The sequence below is a fragment of the Microcella sp. genome (assembly GCF_046293215.1).
GTDB lineage: Bacteria > Actinomycetota > Actinomycetes > Actinomycetales > Microbacteriaceae > Microcella.
This window is the reverse complement of sequence record NZ_JBKBPI010000008.1, coordinates 90358-106954: the sequence shown is the minus strand read 5'-3', so window position 1 is coordinate 106954 and position 16597 is coordinate 90358. Positions and strand designations below refer to the sequence as shown.

Below are 16597 nucleotides of genomic sequence, written 5' to 3'. Positions count from 1 at the left end.
GGCGCTCAGCGCTCGATGTAGCCCGTCAGCGCGTCGGCGAGACCGGCATACGTCGCCGGCGTGAGCACCCTCAGACGAGCCTTGGCCTCGTCGGAAATGTCGAGGCCGTCGACGAACTCTCGCAGCTCGTCGCCCGAGACGCGGTGCCCGCGGGTCAGCTGCTTGAGCAGGGCGTACGGGTCGCTGATCGTCGAGCGACCCGCCGTCACCTCGGCCCGGATCACCGTCTGGATCGCCTCGCCCAGCACCTCCCAATTACCCTCCAGGTCGCGCGCGAGTGCGTCCTCGTCGAGCGCGATCTCGCCCAACCCCTTCACGATGTTGTCGAGCGCGAGGAGGGCGTGGCCGAGTGCGACACCGATGTTGCGCTGCGCCGACGAGTCGGTCAAGTCGCGCTGCAGTCGCGAGGTAACGAGGGTCGCGGCGAGGGAGTCGAGCAGCGCCGCCGACAACTCAAGGTTCGCCTCGGCGTTTTCGAACCGGATGGGATTGATTTTGTGCGGCATCGTCGACGAGCCCGTGGCGCCCTCCTGCGGAATCTGCCGGAAGTACCCCATCGAGATGTAGGTCCACACGTCGGTGCAGAGGTTGTGCAGCACCCGGCCCACGTGCGCGATGCGCTGATACAGCTGTGCCTGCCAGTCGTGCGACTCGATCTGCGTTGTGAGCGGGTTCCAGGTGAGCCCCAGGTGCTCGACAAACTGCTTCGACGACGCGGGCCAGTCGTGGTCGGGGTCGGCGGCAACGTGAGCGGCGAAGGTGCCCGTCGCGCCCGAGAACTTGCCGAGGTACTCGACCTCCTCGACGCTGGCCAGCAGCCGCTCGAGACGGTGCACGAACACGGCGAGCTCCTTGCCCATGGTGGTGGGAGTGGCCGGCTGCCCGTGCGTGCGCGAGAGCATCGGCACGGCGCGCCAGGTGAGCGCCCGCTCGCGCAGCGCCTCGACGACCACCCGTGCCCGGGGCATCCATTCGTGTCGGACCGCGTCACGGATCGTGATCGCGTACGCGAGGTTGTTGATGTCTTCGCTCGTGCACGCGACGTGCGTGAGTTCGGCGAGGTCGCCCAGTCCGATCGCGGCGAGGTGGTCGCGCACGTGGTACTCGACGGCCTTGACGTCGTGCCGGGTCACCGCTTCGCGCGTCGCCAGCGCGGCCACGTCCTCGTCGCCGAAGCCGTCGACGAGACCGCGCAGCGCCGCCTTCTCGTCATCGCTGAGACTCCGGGCACCCAGCAACTCGTGGTCGGTGAGGTGAATCAGCCACTCAACCTCGACGTGCACGCGCGCGCGGTTGAGTCCGGCCTCCGACAGGTGGTTGCCGAGGTCGCCGACCTGGCTGCGGTACCGACCGTCGAGCGGGCTGAGCGGCTGCGGGCTGAGGGTGGTCATCGGGCTCCCTGTCGTAGTGCGGGTTCGAGCTGGTGGAGGAGGGCGCGGCACGATCGCTCGATCACGCTGAGCACCTGGTCGAAGAGGTCGGCGTCGGAGTAGTAGGGGTCGGGAACATCGAGACCCGCGCCCTCGGGGTCGACATCGGTGATGATCTGCACGCTCGCCCGAGCATCGTCGCTCGGGGCCCAGCTTCGCAGAATGCGCTCGTGACCGCGGTCAAAGCCGATCACGAGGTCGTGGGTCGCGAACCACGCGGGGTCGAACTGGCGCGCTCGGTGGTCGTCGGCCTCGTACCCGCGACGCGCGAGTGCCTCGATCGTGCGCGGGTCGGCCGGCTCGCCCACGTGCCACTCGCCCGTTCCGGCCGAATCGACGGTGACGAGGGCCTCATAGCCGCGCTCGCGGATGAGGTGTCGCATGACGGCCTCCGCCATGGGCGACCGGCAGATGTTGCCGGTGCACACGAAGCAAATGCGGAAGACGGGTGCCGCGGGTCGGGTATCCCCCTCCGCGCCTTCCTGCGACTCGCTGCTCACCCGCCCATTCTGCCGGGAATGCCGGGGGCCCGACACTCCTCCCCATGCGCGAGGTGGTCGGATACGCCCTCACGCGGCGGGCACGGGATGCTCGCGGTTGCGCCGGCGAGGCACTCTCCGGGCATGAATTCTTCCGATCCGTTCCTGGCGGCTAGCCTGCGCGCGCGCGAGCGCCAACTCGCGAACGCTGTCGACATCGTGCGCGCAGCGCCGACACAGCTTCCCGGCCCCGAGTCGAGAGTGGGTTTCGCGGGGCCGATTCGTGTCGTCTATGACGCCGAGGCGCGACGTGTCGAGACGCTGCTCGCCGATGCTGATGTGGCGCTCACGAACGCCCGGGCGCACGTCACTGCTCTCGCGTGTGCGGCTGAGTCGGGGCACGGCCGATGACGCTGACGGTCACCGCGCCCGGCACGACCGTCGTTTCGGGCACCGTTCTCGAGTCCATGTGCGTCCAGCTGCGCGCACAGGCTGACCGCTGCGCGTTCGCCGAGCGCCTCGCCCGCAGCGCGTACGGCCCCGGTCTCGACAGCTATGCGCTCGCGCAGCTCGATCAGGCGGTTGTTGCCACGCGAAACGCCGTCCAACGGTTGGAGGCGCTGGCGTCTGCGCTGACCTCGGTTGCTGATCTGATGATCGGCGCCGACCACGCTGCACAGCGTGGAATCGAGGCTGCCGCGAGCCAAGCGGCTGCGCTTCTGGGGCTCATCGGCTCCCGAGTGGCCCTCATTGGTGGCGTGATGCTCCTGCCCGCAGCGCTGCAGGCGGCGCGTGTCGCCCAGCTGCTTCCCGAGCACCTCCGCGCTGCTGCGGCGACGACGCTCGGGGCGGCCGCGGGGCGCGGCCTGAACCTCGTGGGTCAGCGCCTCGCTACCCCGGAGGGCGTAGAGCTTGCTCGGTGGCTCGTGTCTCTGCTCGACGACGCCGCCCTCGGGGCCGCCGGAGCCCCTCCCGCCCTCGTCCCCCTGATCGGCGAGCCCGGGCTCGGGATCACGGGTGTCACCAGCTCCGCGGCCGTTCTCACCGGGCTCGCTGCGGTTATCGGAATCCGCGGCACGGCCCCCGCCCGTGTCGAGCGGGTCAGCGTCGTCGGTGGGGTTCCCACCCCCGCGCCGTCGACCCTCGAGCGACGAACCCCACCGCCGCAGTCGATCAGCGACCGCGTGGTGCGCATCCCCGACAGCAGCGGACCGCAGGTGCGGGTCGAGCGATACGAGGGTCCCACGGGGCCGCGCTTCGAGGTGTACATCGCGGGCACGAACCCGACCGCCGAGGCGGGAGGCACGAACCCCTTCGACATGGCGAGCAACGGGGCACTGGTCGCCGGCCAGCCCGACGCCACCTCGGTTCAGGCCGTCGAGCTCGCCCTGCGAGACGCCGGGGCGACGGCCAGTAGCCCCGTCGTCTTCACCGGGCACTCGCAGGGTGCCGCCGTGGCCACCGTTCACGCCGAGAGTGGCACGTGGAACACCGCCGGCCTCATCACCATCGGCGGTCCGCTCGGCAACTTTCCGGTGACCGGCGACTATCCGGCGATCGTGATTGAGCACGACGACGACATCATCACTGCGGCATCGGGTCTGCGACGCGAGACCAGTGCCACGGTCGTCACCACGCGTGCGCTACCCGACGGAGCGAGCGACCTCTTCCTGCCGCATGCTGCCACGAGCTATCACGGCACGGCGGCTCTCGTCGACGCGAGTGACGATCCCGCGCTTGTCGCCGCGCGACAGCGGTTCCCGACGACCTCGGGAATCGGTGCCGTACGGCACTACGAGGCCACGCGCATCCTCGATGCCGAGTAAGGCCCTCTGAGGCGATCGGTCTAGCGCGTCTTCCCGACGAGGGGCTTCAGCACGATGCCAATCAGCCAGCTGATGAGGCCGAGCACGATCGCACCCAGCACACCCCACCAGAAGCCGTCCACCTCCAGGCCGAAGCCGATGAGACTCGAGATCCACGCGACGAGCAGCAGCAGAAGCCCGTTCACAATGAGCGCGATGAGCCCCAGGGTCAGGATGTACAGCGGGAACGCGACGATCCGAATCAGATTGCCGATGACCCCGTTGACGACGCCAAAGATCAGCGCCACCAGCAGATAGGTCAGCACGACCGCGGTGGTGTCGCCGTCACCGAACGGAACCACGCTCACCCCGGAGACGATCAGGGTGGTCAACCACAGGGCAACGGCGTTGATGATCAGGCGCACGATAAAGCGGGACATGGCTCCATTCTGGCCGCCGTCCGTCGCGCGCGTCCAATGAATTCTCAGCGACTGTCGAGTCGGATGCGCGCCACGCGCCCGCGTACGCTGGTCGCGTGAGCGCCCCCGAGCATCCGACCCCCACCGAGCCGCCGGTGCGGCTTCGCGACGAGATCGTCGCCCTTCCCGCGTACCGCCAGGGACGCCAGGCGTCCGCCTCCGCGTTCAAGCTGTCCAGCAACGAGAACCCGTTCCCCGCGCACCCGGCGGTCATGGCGGCCATCGCCGAGTCGTCGCCCAACCGCTACCCCGACGCGACGGCGCTCGCCGTGCGCGAGCGCCTCGCTGAGCGCCACGGCGTCGACCCCGACGAGGTGATCGTCGGCGCCGGATCGGTGTCGATCCTGCTGCAGCTGATCCAGGCCTCGTGCACTCCGGGTGACGAAGCCGTGTACGCCTGGCGGAGCTTCGAGGCCTACCCGCTGCTGACGACGATCGCAGGGGCCACGGCGGTGCCGGTGCCCTTGACCGCCGACTTCCGACACGACCTGGCGGCCATGGCGGCGGCGATCACGGAGCGCACCCGCATCGTCCTGGTCTGTTCGCCCAACAACCCGACCGGCACGACGGTGACCGCCGACGAGTTCGAGGCGTTCATGCGCATCGTGCCGCCCACCTTGCTGGTCGTGCTCGATGAGGCATATGCCGAGTTCGTGCGCGACCGCGCGGCGGTGAACGGTTCCGAACTCATCGGCCGCTACCCCAACCTCGTCGTGCTGCGCACGTTTTCGAAGGCGTATGGCCTCGCAGGGTTGCGCGCGGGCTACGCCGTCGGCCACCGCGCGGTGATTGAGGCCGCCCGCAGCACGCAAATTCCGTTGTCGGTCACCGAGGTGGCTCAGCGCGCCATCATGGCCGCGCTTGATCATGAGGACGAGTTGCGCGCACAGGTCGACCACTTGGTGGCGTTGCGCGATCGAGTGGAAACCGCGTTGCGCGAGCAGGGCTGGAACGTGCCGCCCACGGAGGGCAACTTCGTGTGGCTGCCCACGGGTGGTCGCACGGCCGAGGTCGCGGAGCGGTTTGAGAAGGCGGGAATCATCGGCCGCGCCTTCCCCGACGACGGCATTCGTATATCCGTCGCCGAGCATGAATCTGTGCCGACCCTCCTGCGCGTAGCGGGCGAGGTTGTCCGCGACCTCTGAACGGTCACCCCTCCCCCCGCCTAGAGTGGAACCCATGTCGTACACGGCCGAGACCCTGCAGTTGCTCGCGCCCGACGGAACCCTTCGCTACTCCGATGAGACCGAGCGGTACCGCGACCGGGTCGACGCGCTCGACGAGGACACCTTGCGCGCGTTCTACCGCCACATGGCGGTGACGCGTCGCTTCGACATCGAGGCGGGCAACCTGCAGCGCCAGGGCCAGCTCGCCCTCTGGATTCCGAGCATCGGCCAAGAGGCAGCGCAGGTGGGATCGGGCTTCGCCGCCCGCGCGCAGGACCACATCTTCCCGGCCTACCGCGAGCACGCGGTCGGTCGGCTGCGCGGACTCGACCTCACGCGCATCATCGCGATGCTGCGCGGCCTCACCCACGGTGGCTGGAACCCCGCCGACACTGGCAACTTCCACCTCTACACGCTCGTCATCGGCTCGCAGGCCCTGCACGCCACCGGCTATGCGATGGGCGTTCGCTTCGACGGGCTCGTCGGCACGGGCGACCCAGAGCGCGACACCGCCGTTCTCGTCTACTTCGGAGACGGGGCCACCAGCCAGGGCGACGTCAACGAGGCGTATGTGTTTGCGCAGAGCTACCAGACTCCGCAGGTGTTCTTTCTGCAGAACAACCACTGGGCCATCTCGGTGCCGGTCAGCGTGCAGTCGCGCACGCCGCTGTATCGGCGCCCCGCCGGCTTCGGCATTCCGAGCGTTCAGATCGACGGAAACGACGTGCTCATCAGCTACGCGGCGACCGCCGAATCGCTGGATGCTGCGCGCAGCGGCGAGGGCCCTCGCTTCATCGAGGCGCTCACTTACCGTATGGGCGCGCACACCACGAGCGACGATCCCACCAAGTACCGCACGAGTGACGAGGTCGCCTACTGGCAGGAGCGCGACCCCATCTCCCGCTTCGAGACCTTCTTGAAGGCGCGCGGCGAGGGCGACGCCTTCTTCGACGACGTGCGACAGGAGGGCGAGGATCTCGCCGCCGACGCGCGCCGCCAGACCCTCGCGATGGAGCCGCCGCCCGCGGACAGCATGTTCCGTCATGTGTATAGCGACGAGCATCCCCTCATGGCCGAGCAGGCCGAGTGGCTCGCCCGGTACGAGGCATCGTTCGAGGAGCAGGCATGACCGAGACGATGACGATGGCGAAGGCCCTCAACGCGGGCCTCGCCGCCGCGATGGAGGCCGACGAGCGCGTTCTGCTGATGGGCGAGGACATCGGGCGCCTCGGCGGGGTTTTTCGGGTCACGGAGGGGCTGCAGCAGCGCTTCGGCGGTGACCGCGTTCTCGACACTCCTCTCGCCGAATCGGGCATCGTAGGTAGCGCGATTGGCCTGGCGATGCGCGGCTACCGCCCGGTCGTCGAGATTCAGTTCGACGGCTTCATTTTTCCCGCGTTCGACCAGATCACGACGCAGTTGGCGAAGCTGACGGCGCGGCACGAGGGCACCCTGCAGTTGCCGGTCGTGATCCGGGTGCCGTACGGCGGACACATCGGTGCCGTCGAGCATCACCAGGAGAGCCCCGAGGCCTACTTTGCCCACACGGCGGGGCTTCGCCTGGTGAGCCCCGCGACCCCGCACGACGCGTACTGGATGATTCAGCAGGCCATCGAGAGCCCCGACCCCGTGTTGTTCTTCGAACCGAAGAGCCGATACTGGCCGAAGGGTGAGGTCGACCTCGAGGATGCCGGTGGGGGAATGCATTCGAGTCGCGTCGTGCGCACCGGCACCGATGTCACCGTCGTCGGCCACGGCGCGATGGTGAGCATGCTCTTGGATGCGGCCCAGCTCGCCGAGGAGGAGGGCACGAGCATCGAGGTGGTCGACCTGCGCTCGCTGTCTCCCATCGACTACGAGCCCCTGCTCGAGTCGGTGCGTCGCACGGGGCGACTCGTCGTCGCGCAGGAGGCGCCGGGCAACGTCAGCGTCGGTTCCGAGATTGCCGCGACCGTATCCGAGCGCGCGTTCTACTCGCTCGAGGCACCCGTCGTGCGCGTGTCGGGCTTCGACACTCCCTTCCCGCCCGCGAAGCTCGAGGGCGCCTACCTTCCCGACGTCGACCGCATCCTCGACGCCGTCGACCGCTCGCTCGCCTACTGAGCCGCCTGGAGGACACCGTGACCGCATCCGAGTTTCCGCTCCCCGACGTCGGTGAGGGTCTCACCGAGGCCGAGATCGTGCAGTGGAAGGTCGCCCCCGGCGACGCCGTCGCGGTCAACCAGGTGATCGTCGAGATCGAGACCGCCAAGTCGCTCGTTGAACTGCCGAGCCCCTTCGAGGGCACGGTCGATGCCCTGCTGGTCGGCGAGGGCGACACGGTCGAGGTGGGTACCCCGATTATTCGCGTGCGCGGCGCCGGTGATGCGCCCGCGGAGCCGACGGCGCCGACGAGCGCGCAGACCGAAACGGCGGATGCTGTGGCCGACACCAAGGGAACGGTCGCCTCCGACGGTGCCGACTCCGGTTCCGGCGCCGTGCTCGTCGGCTACGGCTCGAAGGGCGGTCACGTGGCGTCGCGTCGTCGCCGCTCGGCCGGAGTGGGCGTGACCGATCACGCTCCCCAGGCTGAGGCGGCCGCTGCCTCCCCGAAGCCGCGTTCGCTGCCGGTCGCCGAGGCCGCTCCGGTGCTGGCGAAGCCTCCCATCCGGAAGCTGGCCAAAGACCTCGACGTGAACCTCGCGGAGGTGGCCGGTACGGGTATCGGCGGCGAGGTGACGCGCGACGACGTCATTCGGCATGCACAGCAGGCGAGCGTGTTCCGCAACATCACGACGCCGGAGCAGCCGACGGCGCGTGAGGACCGCATCCCGGTGAAGGGTGTGCGCAAGGCCATCGCTGCCGGCATGGTGAAGAGCGCGTTCAGCGCCCCGCACGTCAGCGTGTTCGTCGATGTCGACGCGACCCGCACGATGGAGTTCGTCAAGCGATTGAAGGCCAGCCCCGACTTCGCTGGCGTCAAGGTCTCACCCATGCTGATCATGGCTAAGGCGATGATCTGGGCGGTGCGACGAAACCCCACGGTGAACTCGACGTGGACCGACACCGAGATCATCGTTCATCACTTTGTGAACTTCGGGTTCGCTGCCGCCACTCCTCGCGGGCTCGTCGTGCCGAACGTCAAGAACGCCCAAGACCTGAGCCTGCGAGAGCTCGCGCAGGCGATCGAGCAGCTGACGATCACCGCCCGCGACGGCAAGTTGCAGCCCGCCGACATGGCGGAGGGAACGATCACGGTCACCAACATCGGTGTGTTTGGCATGGATACCGGCACGCCGATCCTGAACCCGGGCGAGGTGGCGATCGTGGCGCTCGGCACGATTAAGCAGAAGCCGTGGGTCGTCGACGGCGAGGTGCGTCCGCGCTTCGTGACCACCCTGGGGGCAAGTTTCGACCACCGTGTGGTGGACGGCGATGTGGCGAGCCGGTTCCTTGCCGACGTTGCATCCGTCATCGAGGAGCCCGCGCTCCTGCTCGATTGACGGCGGTGTCGGCACGGGGCACTATTGAGAACCGTTTTGACAATCGTTATCAGTAAGACGTAGTCTCGACGGGTCCGACCGACCCCTCGCTAGAGAGACCGTCATGACCACGATCACCCCCCATCGATCGCTCACTCGCGGCGTACCCGCGCTGCTCGCCGCATCCGTGCTCGCGATCGGCCTGTCGGGCTGCGCGACCGCTGACCCCGATGCCGACGCTGCCACGCCTGAGGCTCCCGCGGCCGCCCCCGCGCTGACCGTCGTGGCGAGCACGACGCACACCGCCGAGTTCACCCAGCGCGTCGCCGGCGAGCTCGCCGAGGTCACCGCCCTGATCCAGGCGAACCAGAGCACCCACAGCTTCGACCCGACCGCCTCCGACCTCGCCGCCCTGGCCGGCGCCGACGTGCTCGTGATCAACGGCGCCGGGCTTGAAGAGTGGCTCGATGACGCCGTCGAGGCCTCGGGCTTCGCCGGCACCACGATTGACGCCAGCACCCGCGTCGGTCTGATCGAGTTCGCCGGTGACCACGGCCACGACCACGGTGGCGACGACCACGCCGACGACCACGCCGACGACCACGGCCACGATGACCACGGCCACGATGACCACGGTCACGATGACCACGGCCACGATGACCACGGCCACGCCGACCATGCCCACGAGGGTGATGACCACGCGCACGGCGACGACCACGGTCACGACGACCACGGCCACGCCCACGAGGGCGATGACCCGCACATTTGGACCAGTGCGGCGAACGCTGCCGCCATGGTCGAGGCGATCGCCGAGGGTCTCGCCGCCGCCGATGCCGACAACGCCCAGGTGTACGAGGCCAACGCGGCCGCCTACATCGCTCAGCTCGAGCAGCTCGACGCGTGGATCGTCGAGAGCATTGGCGCCGTTGACCCCGCAGACCGACTGCTCGTCACCAATCACGAGGCCTTCGGCTACTTCGTGGACGCCTACGATGTCACCTACGTCGGCGCCATCATTCCGAGCTTCGACGACAACGCTGAGGTGAGCGCCGCCGACATCGACCGCCTCGTTGCGAGCGTTCGCGACTCAGGAGCGACCGCGGTGTTCAGCGAGACCACGCTCTCGCCGGCCGCAGCCGAAACGATTGCGAACGAGGCGGGTGTTCAGGTCTTCAGCGGAAACGACGGCCTCTACGGCGACTCGCTCGGCCCCGCCGGCTCGCCGGGGGAGACCTACATCGGGTCGATGATCCACAACGTGACCGTCCTGGTCACCGCCTGGGGCGCCGAACCGGCTCCCGTCCCCGCCGCATTGGCAGAATGAGGGGCGTGACCCCCGATACCTCCGCGACGGCCGGCTCTCCTCCTCGGGAGCCGGCCGTCGCCGTGCGCCCGGCCGTCAGTGCTCGCGGCGCCGCGTTTCGCTACGGGTCGAACCCTCCCGCGCTGAGCGATGTGACGCTCGACGTGGCGCCGGGCGAGGCGCTCGCCGTGATCGGACCGAACGGGGCCGGTAAGTCCACGTTTATCCTCGGATTGCTCGGCCTGACCCAGCTGGCCGCTGGCGAGTTGCGGGTTCTCGACCGTTCGCCCGCTGCCGCGCGCAGCAGGGTCGGATACGTGCCGCAGACGGCGGGACTCGACCCCGAATTTCCGGTCACCCTCGACCAGGTCGTGATGATGGGCCGCTATCGGAAGCTCGGCTGGCGCTGGCCGGGCCGCGCCGACCGTGCCGCCGTGCATGCGGCACTCGCCCGCGTCGGCCTTGCGGCGCATCACCGTTCACGCTTCGGCCGACTGTCGGGCGGCCAGCAGCAGCGCGGGCTGCTCGCACGCGCTCTCGTGTCGTCTCCGCGGCTGCTCGTCCTCGACGAGCCGTTCAACGGGCTCGACCAGACGAGCCGCGACACCCTGCTCGACATCGTGCGCGAACTCAAGGCCGAGGGCGTCGCCTTCGTCATCTCCACGCACGACCTCGACCTCGCCCGAGCCGTCTGCGACAGCGTGCTGCTCGTCAACGGTGTGCAGGTCGCCGCCGGCCCGCGCGACGACGTACTCACCCTCGACAACCTCGAGCGGGTCTTCGCCGGGCACCAGGTCGAGGTTGATGAGCACACGGTGGTTGTGCCCCCGCACGACGGCCACGCCTGAGATCATGACCGTCGTCGATTGGCTGAGCAGCCCCTTCGCGCTGCCGTTCATGCAGCGCCCGCTCATCGTCATGCTCGTGTTGGCGGTCGCTCTCGGGCTCGCGAGCGTAATGGTGACCCTGCGATCGCTCCAGTTCGTGGGCGACGGGCTCGTGCACGCCGTCTTTCCCGGGATCGTGATCGGATTCGCCCTCGGCGGGCGCGAGGGGCTCGTTCCGGGTGGGCTCATCGCCGCAGCGATCGCCGCGGTTGCGTTCACCCTCCTCACCCGAACCGCGCTTGCGAGCGACTCGGCGATCGCCGTTGTGCTGACGGTCATGTTCGGCATCGGCGTGATCATCGTCTCGCGCCAGTCCGACTACGTCGGCCAGCTTCAAGAGCTGCTGTTTGGCCGCCTGCTCACCGTGACCGACGCTGACGTCACGCTGACCGTGGCGATCGCCGCCGCCGCGACCGTGGCGATCATCGCGGTGTGGCGCACCCAGTTGTTCCGCGCGCACGACCCGCTGGCAGCGCGCGCCGCCGGACACCGCGTGCTGGCCACCGACCTCGTGCTCGCCGTCGCGGTGGCCGTGCTGATCGTCGCGGCGACCGCGGCCGTCGGCAACCTGCTCGCCCTCGGGCTGCTCGTCGTGCCCGGTGCCGCGGCGCGCTTGCTGACCCACCGCATCGGCTGGATGGTCGCGATCTCGATCGCGACGGGAGCACTCGCTGGCTACGGCGGCCTGCTGATCGGCTTCCGCGCATCCGTTGATTACGGCATCCCGCTCGCCGGCGGGGCCTCCGTTATCACGATGCTCGTTGTGATCTACGGCATCGTGCTGGCGGCGAGCATGCTGCATCGACACGGGCCTCGCCCCACCGGGCGGGCGGAGGGCGAGCCGTCACCGACGGCCCGCACCCGGCCAACGCCGTCGGTTCCCGAGGCGGCGCGCTGATGGGGTTCTTCGAACGCGCCCTGCTAGAGGCCGTGCTTGCCGGAGGCGTCGCCGGCCTCGTCGGCACGTTCGTGGTCCTCCGCCGCCGCGCCTTCTTCACGACGGCGCTCACCCACGCGACCTTCCCGGGCGCCGTCGTGGCCGCCGTGCTCGGCGTGAGCGTCGTGCTCGGAGCCGCCGTGTTCAGCATCGCGCTCGTCGCCCTCATGACGCTCATTTCTCGCGTGCGCGAACAGGGTGCTCAGGTCGCCGCCGGCGTCGTGTTGACCTTCGGATTCGCCCTCGGCGCCCTTTTGCAGTCCGCCAATCCCTCGCTCCCCATCTCGGTCGAGAGCTTCCTCGTCGGGTCGATTCTCACGGTCGGCTGGGGCGACATCACGCTGACGGCGGCCATGTTCGCCATCGCGGCGATCGTGATCGCCCTGCGCGGTCGGCATCTCGTGTTCTCGACGGTCGATGAGTTGGGGTACCGCGCTGCCGGATACCGGCCGTGGGTCGCGGAGGCGACGATCGTGGCGCTCATTGCCGGAACCGTCGTCGTCATCATGCCCGCGATCGGCGCGATCCTCGCCATCGCCCTCATCGTGGGGCCCGCCGTCGCCGCCCGCCAGCTGGTCTCGTCGACGAACGCCGTGTTGGTGCTTGCGCCGCTGATCGGCGCCGCATCCGCGGTGGCCGGGGTCTTCCTCTCACGGGCGTTCTCGATCGCGGCGGGAGGTGCGATCACGGTCGTCATCGCACTCGCCGTCGGCGCCTGCGTACTGATCGGTCGGATGCTGCGCCCCCGCACGGCGCGACGGGGCGCCCCCCAGCCCTCCCGCACTCCGCGTACCCTGGTGGGGTCATGAAGCGAAACACCTGGCAGCGAGAGGCGGTGCGCTCGGCACTCGGCGCATCCGACGGGTTCATCAGCGCGCAGGCGCTGCACGGTGCCCTGCGCGACTCTGGCACGACGATCGGGCTCGCCACCGTGTATCGCGCCCTCACCGACCTCACCGACGAGGGCGAGGCTGACACGCTGACGCAGGACGGCGAAGCCCTCTACCGCGCGTGCACGCCCGACACCCATCATCACCACCTGATTTGTCGGCGTTGCGGTGCCACGGAAGAAATCAAGGCCGACCCGGTCGAGCAGTGGGCGCGGCAGGTCGCCGCCGAGCACGGCTACACGAAGGCCGAGCACGTCGTTGACATCTTCGGGCTGTGCCCCGCGTGCTCGCGATTGTCGGAATCGCCCGACACCCCGTAAGCTAGAGGATTGTGTCAGGCGCGAGCCTGGCTTCTTGTGCGCATCTCGCCCCGCTCAACCAGCTACTGGAGCGGATCCGGCGGGTCTCGCGTGCCGACAAGTGACCTTGGGTACGGCGTTCGCCGTACGGTAGCCGAATAGTTGGAGGAACCATGGCAGCCGTCTGCCAGGTGACCGGAGCCACCCCTGGTTTCGGGCACAACATCTCACACTCGCACCGCCGCACGAAGCGTCGGTTCGATCCGAACATCCAGAAGAAGACCTACTACGTGCCCTCGCTGCGCCGGAACGTCACCCTGACGCTGTCGGCTAAGGGCATCAAGGTGATCGACGCGCGCGGTATCGAGTCGGTCGTCAAGGACCTCATCGCTCGCGGGGAGAAGATCTAATGGCCAAGCAGCAGGACGTCCGCCCCATCATCAAGCTTCGGTCGACCGCCGGTACTGGGTACACCTACGTGACCCGCAAGAACCGCCGCAACGACCCCGACCGTCTCGTGCTGAAGAAGTACGACCCGGTCGTCCGCAAGCACGTCGAATTCCGCGAGGAGCGCTAAGAATGGCGAAGAAGAGCAAGATCGCGCGCAACGAGCAGCGCAAGGTGATCGTTGAGCGGTACGCCGCGAAGCGACTCGAGTTGAAGAAGGCCCTCGTCGACCCGAACGGCACCGACGAGTCGCGTGAGGCGGCCCGCAAGGCGCTGCAGAAGCTTCCGCGCGACGCGTCGCCGGTTCGTCTGCGTTCGCGCGACGCCATCGATGGGCGTCCCCGCGGTGTCCTCAGCAAGTACGGCATCTCGCGTGTCCGCTTCCGCGACATGGCGCACCGCGGCGAATTGCCCGGCATCACGAAGTCAAGCTGGTAGTTTCAGGGGCGATTCCCCGCGATATCGCGAGATTTCGCGGGGATGAGTCTGAACAATCCTGAGGTCCGAGGAGGACACAATGAACCGTTCCGAGCTCGTCGCCGCTGTGGCTGCTGAGTCGGGCCTGAGCCAGGCTGACGTCAACCGCGTCCTCGATGGTCTGTTCTCGACCGTCTCCGGCGCTGTCGCCAGTGGCACCAAGGTCTCCATCCCCGGCTGGCTGTCGTTCGAGCGCACCTCGCGTGCCGCTCGTACCGGCCGCAACCCGCAGACCGGTGAGACCATCCAGATCGCCGCGTCGAACGGCGTCAAGGTCAGCGCCGGCAGCAAGCTGAAGGCTGCCGTCAAGTAGTACCTCCGGCTGCGTGGCCTCTCGGCCACCTGACCGCTCGGCATTACTGCCGACCACACGAGGCGCTCCCGCCCTGGGCGGGGGCGCCTCGTTGCGTTCCCGGCTGCTGCGAAGCACGGCTCGCGTAGGCTCGGAACGCCCGAATCACACAGCGCGAAAGGGGGATGCGGTGAGCGCGTCATCGACGCACACCACCGTGCCCGACACGGACACCTCCCGCGTGGATCCCCGCTGGCTGCGCCGTGCCCCGTGGTCGGCGCTCGGCGTCGGCGCGCTGCTCGTCGGCGGAACGCTCGCTCTCATCGCGGGTCTTGCCTACGGAGGCGGTGCCGACGCTCCCCTGTTCTCCGACCCCGGCGCGGTGGTGCGGTGGGGCCTTCCCGCGAGCAAGCTGCTCGTGAACCTCGGGGCGGCGGGCGCGATCGGCGCGATCTTGCTCGCCCTGATTGCCCTGAGCATCCAGGGCGAGGCGTACGGCCGCGCCCTCGATATCGCCGCCGGTTCTGCCGCCGTCTGGACGCTCGCGAGCGCGCTGACCGGGTTCTTCACGTTCTTGACCGTCTTCACCCAGCCGATCAGCCTCGAGCCCGAGTTCGGTCGCGTGCTCGGCGTTTTCTTCGGCGAGGTCGAGCTTGGCCGCGCGTGGCTAGCCACGACACTCATGGCGGCGGTCGTCACCGTGCTCTGCTTCGTGTTGCGGCACCCGAGCCTCGTCGCCGTGGTGGGTCTCGTCGCCGTCGCCGCGCTGTGGCCCGTTGCGCAGACCGGGCACGCCGGCGGAACCGCCGACCACGACGCTGCGGTGACCGCCGTTTTCCTGCACAGCGTCTTCGCAGCCATCTGGGTGGGCGGCCTGCTCGCGCTGATCGTGCTGCGCCGCCCGCTCGGCGACGCACTGCCCGCCGTGCTGCGCCGCTACTCGACCCTCGCCCTGATCGCGTTCGTCGTCGTCGCGGCCTCTGGGCTGGTCAGCGCGCAGCTGCGCATCGGCGACCTCGCGGGGCTCGGTACCGAATACGGGATGCTCGTCATCGCCAAATCCGCCGCCCTCGTCGTGCTCGGCATCTTCGGCGCCAGCTACCGCCGCGCGGTCATCGCCCGGGTTGAGACGTCTCCCCGGCCGGCGATCGGCTTCTGGACAATCGTGGTTGCCGAGCTCGCGGTCATGGGTGTCGCGATGGGCGTGGCCTCGGCGCTCGGGCGCACGGCGACTCCCGCGCCCCAGGTGCCTGTGACCGAGCTGCCCGACCCGACCCCAGCCGAGCTGCTCACCGGGTCACCCCTTCCCCCCGAGTTTGTGTGGTGGCGTCTCGCGACCGAGTGGGACCTCAACCTGCTGTGGACCCTGCTTGCCGCTTTCGGCCTCTTCTTCTATTTGGCCGGCGCCGTGCGCCTGGCCCGCCGCGGCGACCGATGGCCGATCCACCGCACGATCCTGTGGACCCTCGGCATGGTCACGCTGTTTCTGGTGACCAATTCGGGGCTGGCGGTTTACGAGAAGTATCTGTTCAGCATCCACATGCTCGGCCACATGGTGCTGTCGATGGCGATTCCCGTGATGCTGGTGCTGGCCGCTCCGGTCACGCTCGCGGCGCGGGCGATTCACGCCCGCAAAGACGGCTCGCGCGGCCCCCGCGAGTGGATCCTCGCGATCGTGCACTCGAAGTGGGCGGGGTTTGTCGGGCACCCGATCGTCGCCTCGATCGTGTTCGCCGTGTCGCTCCTGGTCTTCTACTACTCGCCGCTGTTCCGGTGGGCCGTGACCGATCACCTCGGCCACCAGTGGATGATCGTGCACTTCCTCCTGTCTGGCTACCTGTTCGTCAATTCGCTGATCGGCGAAGACCCGGCGCCGTACCGGCCGCCGTACCCGATCCGGCTATTGATCCTCATGGCGACGATGGCGTTCCACGCCTTCTTCGGGCTGTTCCTGCTGTCGGGCACGGGGCTCTTGCTGCCCGAGTGGTACGGAGCGATGGGGCGCGAGTGGGGCATCACTCCGCTGGCTGATCAGCAGCGCGGGGGTGGCATTGCCTGGAGCGTCGGCGAAATCCCCACCCTGACTCTCGCAATGCTGGTGGTCTGGATGTGGTCGCGCGCCGACAAGAAGGAGACGAAGCGGCGCGACCGCCAGGCCGACCGTGACGGCGACGCCGAGCTCGCGGCGTGGAACGCGATGCTCGCCCAGCGCGCCGACCGCGACGCCGCCCGGGGATAGCCGCCG

19 protein-coding genes are annotated in these 16597 nt (G+C 68.9%); 16 read left to right on the top strand and 3 right to left on the bottom strand.

Features of this window, described 5'->3' with window-relative positions; genetic code table 11:
- Positions 1 to 5: 5 nt before the first annotated feature.
- Entirely contained in the window at positions 6 to 1391 is a 1386-nt protein-coding gene (gene purB / locus ACK4SC_RS08690; protein ID WP_409617106.1) for an adenylosuccinate lyase, read from the bottom strand.
- A complete protein-coding gene (locus ACK4SC_RS08685) occupies positions 1388 to 1828 on the bottom strand; it encodes a low molecular weight protein-tyrosine-phosphatase (protein ID WP_409617173.1) in 441 nt (146 codons plus the stop codon). The genes purB and ACK4SC_RS08685 overlap by 4 nt, the downstream gene beginning before the upstream one ends.
- Before the next feature lie 225 nt (positions 1829 to 2053).
- Here ACK4SC_RS08685 and ACK4SC_RS08680 point away from each other — a divergent pair, with 225 nt between their 5' ends.
- Complete coding sequence (locus tag ACK4SC_RS08680) at positions 2054 to 2320, top strand: hypothetical protein (RefSeq protein WP_409617104.1); 267 nt, start codon at positions 2054 to 2056, stop codon at positions 2318 to 2320.
- Positions 2317 to 3735, top strand: coding sequence for a hypothetical protein (locus tag ACK4SC_RS08675; RefSeq protein WP_409617102.1), 1419 nt, complete (start codon positions 2317 to 2319; stop codon positions 3733 to 3735). Before ACK4SC_RS08680 ends, ACK4SC_RS08675 begins: the two co-directional genes overlap by 4 nt.
- A gap of 20 nt (positions 3736 to 3755) precedes the next feature.
- Here the strand turns inward: ACK4SC_RS08675 and ACK4SC_RS08670 are convergent, their stop codons facing one another.
- Complete coding sequence (locus tag ACK4SC_RS08670) at positions 3756 to 4154, bottom strand: phage holin family protein (protein ID WP_409617101.1); 399 nt, start codon at positions 4152 to 4154, stop codon at positions 3756 to 3758.
- A gap of 95 nt (positions 4155 to 4249) precedes the next feature.
- On the opposite strand from ACK4SC_RS08670, the gene ACK4SC_RS08665 reads away from it, so the two are divergent.
- From ACK4SC_RS08665 to ACK4SC_RS08600, 14 genes are all read left to right on the top strand, one after another.
- A complete protein-coding gene (locus ACK4SC_RS08665) occupies positions 4250 to 5338 on the top strand; it encodes a histidinol-phosphate transaminase (protein WP_409617099.1) in 1089 nt (362 codons plus the stop codon).
- Positions 5339 to 5372: 34 nt separating this feature from the next.
- On the top strand, positions 5373 to 6488 hold the full coding sequence (locus tag ACK4SC_RS08660; protein WP_409617097.1) for a thiamine pyrophosphate-dependent dehydrogenase E1 component subunit alpha: 1116 nt from the start codon (positions 5373 to 5375) through the stop codon (positions 6486 to 6488).
- Positions 6485 to 7462 carry an alpha-ketoacid dehydrogenase subunit beta gene (locus tag ACK4SC_RS08655; protein WP_409617095.1) on the top strand — a complete coding sequence of 326 codons (978 nt, stop codon included), beginning with the start codon at positions 6485 to 6487 and terminating at the stop codon, positions 7460 to 7462. The genes ACK4SC_RS08660 and ACK4SC_RS08655 overlap by 4 nt, the downstream gene beginning before the upstream one ends.
- A 17-nt stretch (positions 7463 to 7479) precedes the next feature.
- Positions 7480 to 8841: a dihydrolipoamide acetyltransferase family protein gene (locus ACK4SC_RS08650; protein WP_409617093.1), complete on the top strand. Its 1362-nt coding sequence runs from the start codon at positions 7480 to 7482 to the stop codon at positions 8839 to 8841.
- A gap of 103 nt (positions 8842 to 8944) precedes the next feature.
- A complete protein-coding gene (locus tag ACK4SC_RS08645; RefSeq protein WP_409617091.1) occupies positions 8945 to 10144 on the top strand; it encodes a metal ABC transporter substrate-binding protein in 1200 nt (399 codons plus the stop codon).
- Between the two features lie 5 nt (positions 10145 to 10149).
- Positions 10150 to 10971: a metal ABC transporter ATP-binding protein gene (locus ACK4SC_RS08640; protein WP_409617089.1), complete on the top strand. Its 822-nt coding sequence runs from the start codon at positions 10150 to 10152 to the stop codon at positions 10969 to 10971.
- A gap of 4 nt (positions 10972 to 10975) precedes the next feature.
- Positions 10976 to 11908, top strand: coding sequence for a metal ABC transporter permease (locus ACK4SC_RS08635; RefSeq protein ID WP_409617087.1), 933 nt, complete (start codon positions 10976 to 10978; stop codon positions 11906 to 11908).
- Positions 11908 to 12756, top strand: a complete 849-nt coding sequence (locus ACK4SC_RS08630; RefSeq protein WP_409617085.1) for a metal ABC transporter permease — start codon at positions 11908 to 11910, stop codon at positions 12754 to 12756. Before ACK4SC_RS08635 ends, ACK4SC_RS08630 begins: the two co-directional genes overlap by 1 nt.
- A complete protein-coding gene (locus ACK4SC_RS08625) occupies positions 12753 to 13157 on the top strand; it encodes a Fur family transcriptional regulator (RefSeq protein WP_409617083.1) in 405 nt (134 codons plus the stop codon). The genes ACK4SC_RS08630 and ACK4SC_RS08625 overlap by 4 nt, the downstream gene beginning before the upstream one ends.
- Before the next feature lie 152 nt (positions 13158 to 13309).
- Positions 13310 to 13546: a 50S ribosomal protein L28 gene (gene rpmB / locus ACK4SC_RS08620; protein WP_096419970.1), complete on the top strand. Its 237-nt coding sequence runs from the start codon at positions 13310 to 13312 to the stop codon at positions 13544 to 13546.
- The gene (rpmG, locus tag ACK4SC_RS08615) at positions 13546 to 13713 is read left to right on the top strand and encodes a 50S ribosomal protein L33 (RefSeq protein WP_096419968.1); all 168 of its coding nucleotides are present in this window, start codon (positions 13546 to 13548) and stop codon (positions 13711 to 13713) included. Before rpmB ends, rpmG begins: the two co-directional genes overlap by 1 nt.
- A gap of 2 nt (positions 13714 to 13715) precedes the next feature.
- Positions 13716 to 14021 carry a 30S ribosomal protein S14 gene (rpsN, locus tag ACK4SC_RS08610; protein ID WP_096419966.1) on the top strand — a complete coding sequence of 102 codons (306 nt, stop codon included), beginning with the start codon at positions 13716 to 13718 and terminating at the stop codon, positions 14019 to 14021.
- 79 nt (positions 14022 to 14100) lie between these two features.
- The gene (locus ACK4SC_RS08605) at positions 14101 to 14373 is read left to right on the top strand and encodes an HU family DNA-binding protein (protein ID WP_096419964.1); all 273 of its coding nucleotides are present in this window, start codon (positions 14101 to 14103) and stop codon (positions 14371 to 14373) included.
- Between the two features lie 169 nt (positions 14374 to 14542).
- Entirely contained in the window at positions 14543 to 16591 is a 2049-nt protein-coding gene (locus ACK4SC_RS08600; RefSeq protein WP_409617081.1) for a cytochrome c oxidase assembly protein, read from the top strand.
- Positions 16592 to 16597: the final 6 nt, after the last annotated feature.

Excerpts from the sequence above, each read along its gene's own strand:
- rpsN (WP_096419966.1), top strand. The coding sequence starts at position 13,716 with ATGGCGAAGAAGAGCAAGATCGCGCGCAACGAGCAGCGCAAGGTGATC.
- ACK4SC_RS08680 (WP_409617104.1), top strand. The coding sequence starts at position 2,054 with ATGAATTCTTCCGATCCGTTCCTGGCGGCTAGCCTGCGCGCGCGCGAG.
- ACK4SC_RS08605 (WP_096419964.1), top strand. The coding sequence starts at position 14,101 with ATGAACCGTTCCGAGCTCGTCGCCGCTGTGGCTGCTGAGTCGGGCCTG.
- ACK4SC_RS08675 (WP_409617102.1), top strand. The coding sequence starts at position 2,317 with ATGACGCTGACGGTCACCGCGCCCGGCACGACCGTCGTTTCGGGCACC.
- rpmG (WP_096419968.1), top strand. The coding sequence starts at position 13,546 with ATGGCCAAGCAGCAGGACGTCCGCCCCATCATCAAGCTTCGGTCGACC.
- ACK4SC_RS08625 (WP_409617083.1), top strand. The coding sequence starts at position 12,753 with ATGAAGCGAAACACCTGGCAGCGAGAGGCGGTGCGCTCGGCACTCGGC.
- ACK4SC_RS08655 (WP_409617095.1), top strand. The coding sequence starts at position 6,485 with ATGACCGAGACGATGACGATGGCGAAGGCCCTCAACGCGGGCCTCGCC.
- ACK4SC_RS08635 (WP_409617087.1), top strand. The coding sequence starts at position 10,976 with ATGACCGTCGTCGATTGGCTGAGCAGCCCCTTCGCGCTGCCGTTCATG.
- ACK4SC_RS08670 (WP_409617101.1), bottom strand. The coding sequence starts at position 4,154 with ATGTCCCGCTTTATCGTGCGCCTGATCATCAACGCCGTTGCCCTGTGG.
- ACK4SC_RS08685 (WP_409617173.1), bottom strand. The coding sequence starts at position 1,828 with ATGGCGGAGGCCGTCATGCGACACCTCATCCGCGAGCGCGGCTATGAG.
- ACK4SC_RS08645 (WP_409617091.1), top strand. The coding sequence starts at position 8,945 with ATGACCACGATCACCCCCCATCGATCGCTCACTCGCGGCGTACCCGCG.
- rpmB (WP_096419970.1), top strand. The coding sequence starts at position 13,310 with ATGGCAGCCGTCTGCCAGGTGACCGGAGCCACCCCTGGTTTCGGGCAC.
- ACK4SC_RS08660 (WP_409617097.1), top strand. The coding sequence starts at position 5,373 with ATGTCGTACACGGCCGAGACCCTGCAGTTGCTCGCGCCCGACGGAACC.
- ACK4SC_RS08630 (WP_409617085.1), top strand. The coding sequence starts at position 11,908 with ATGGGGTTCTTCGAACGCGCCCTGCTAGAGGCCGTGCTTGCCGGAGGC.
- purB (WP_409617106.1), bottom strand. The coding sequence starts at position 1,391 with ATGACCACCCTCAGCCCGCAGCCGCTCAGCCCGCTCGACGGTCGGTAC.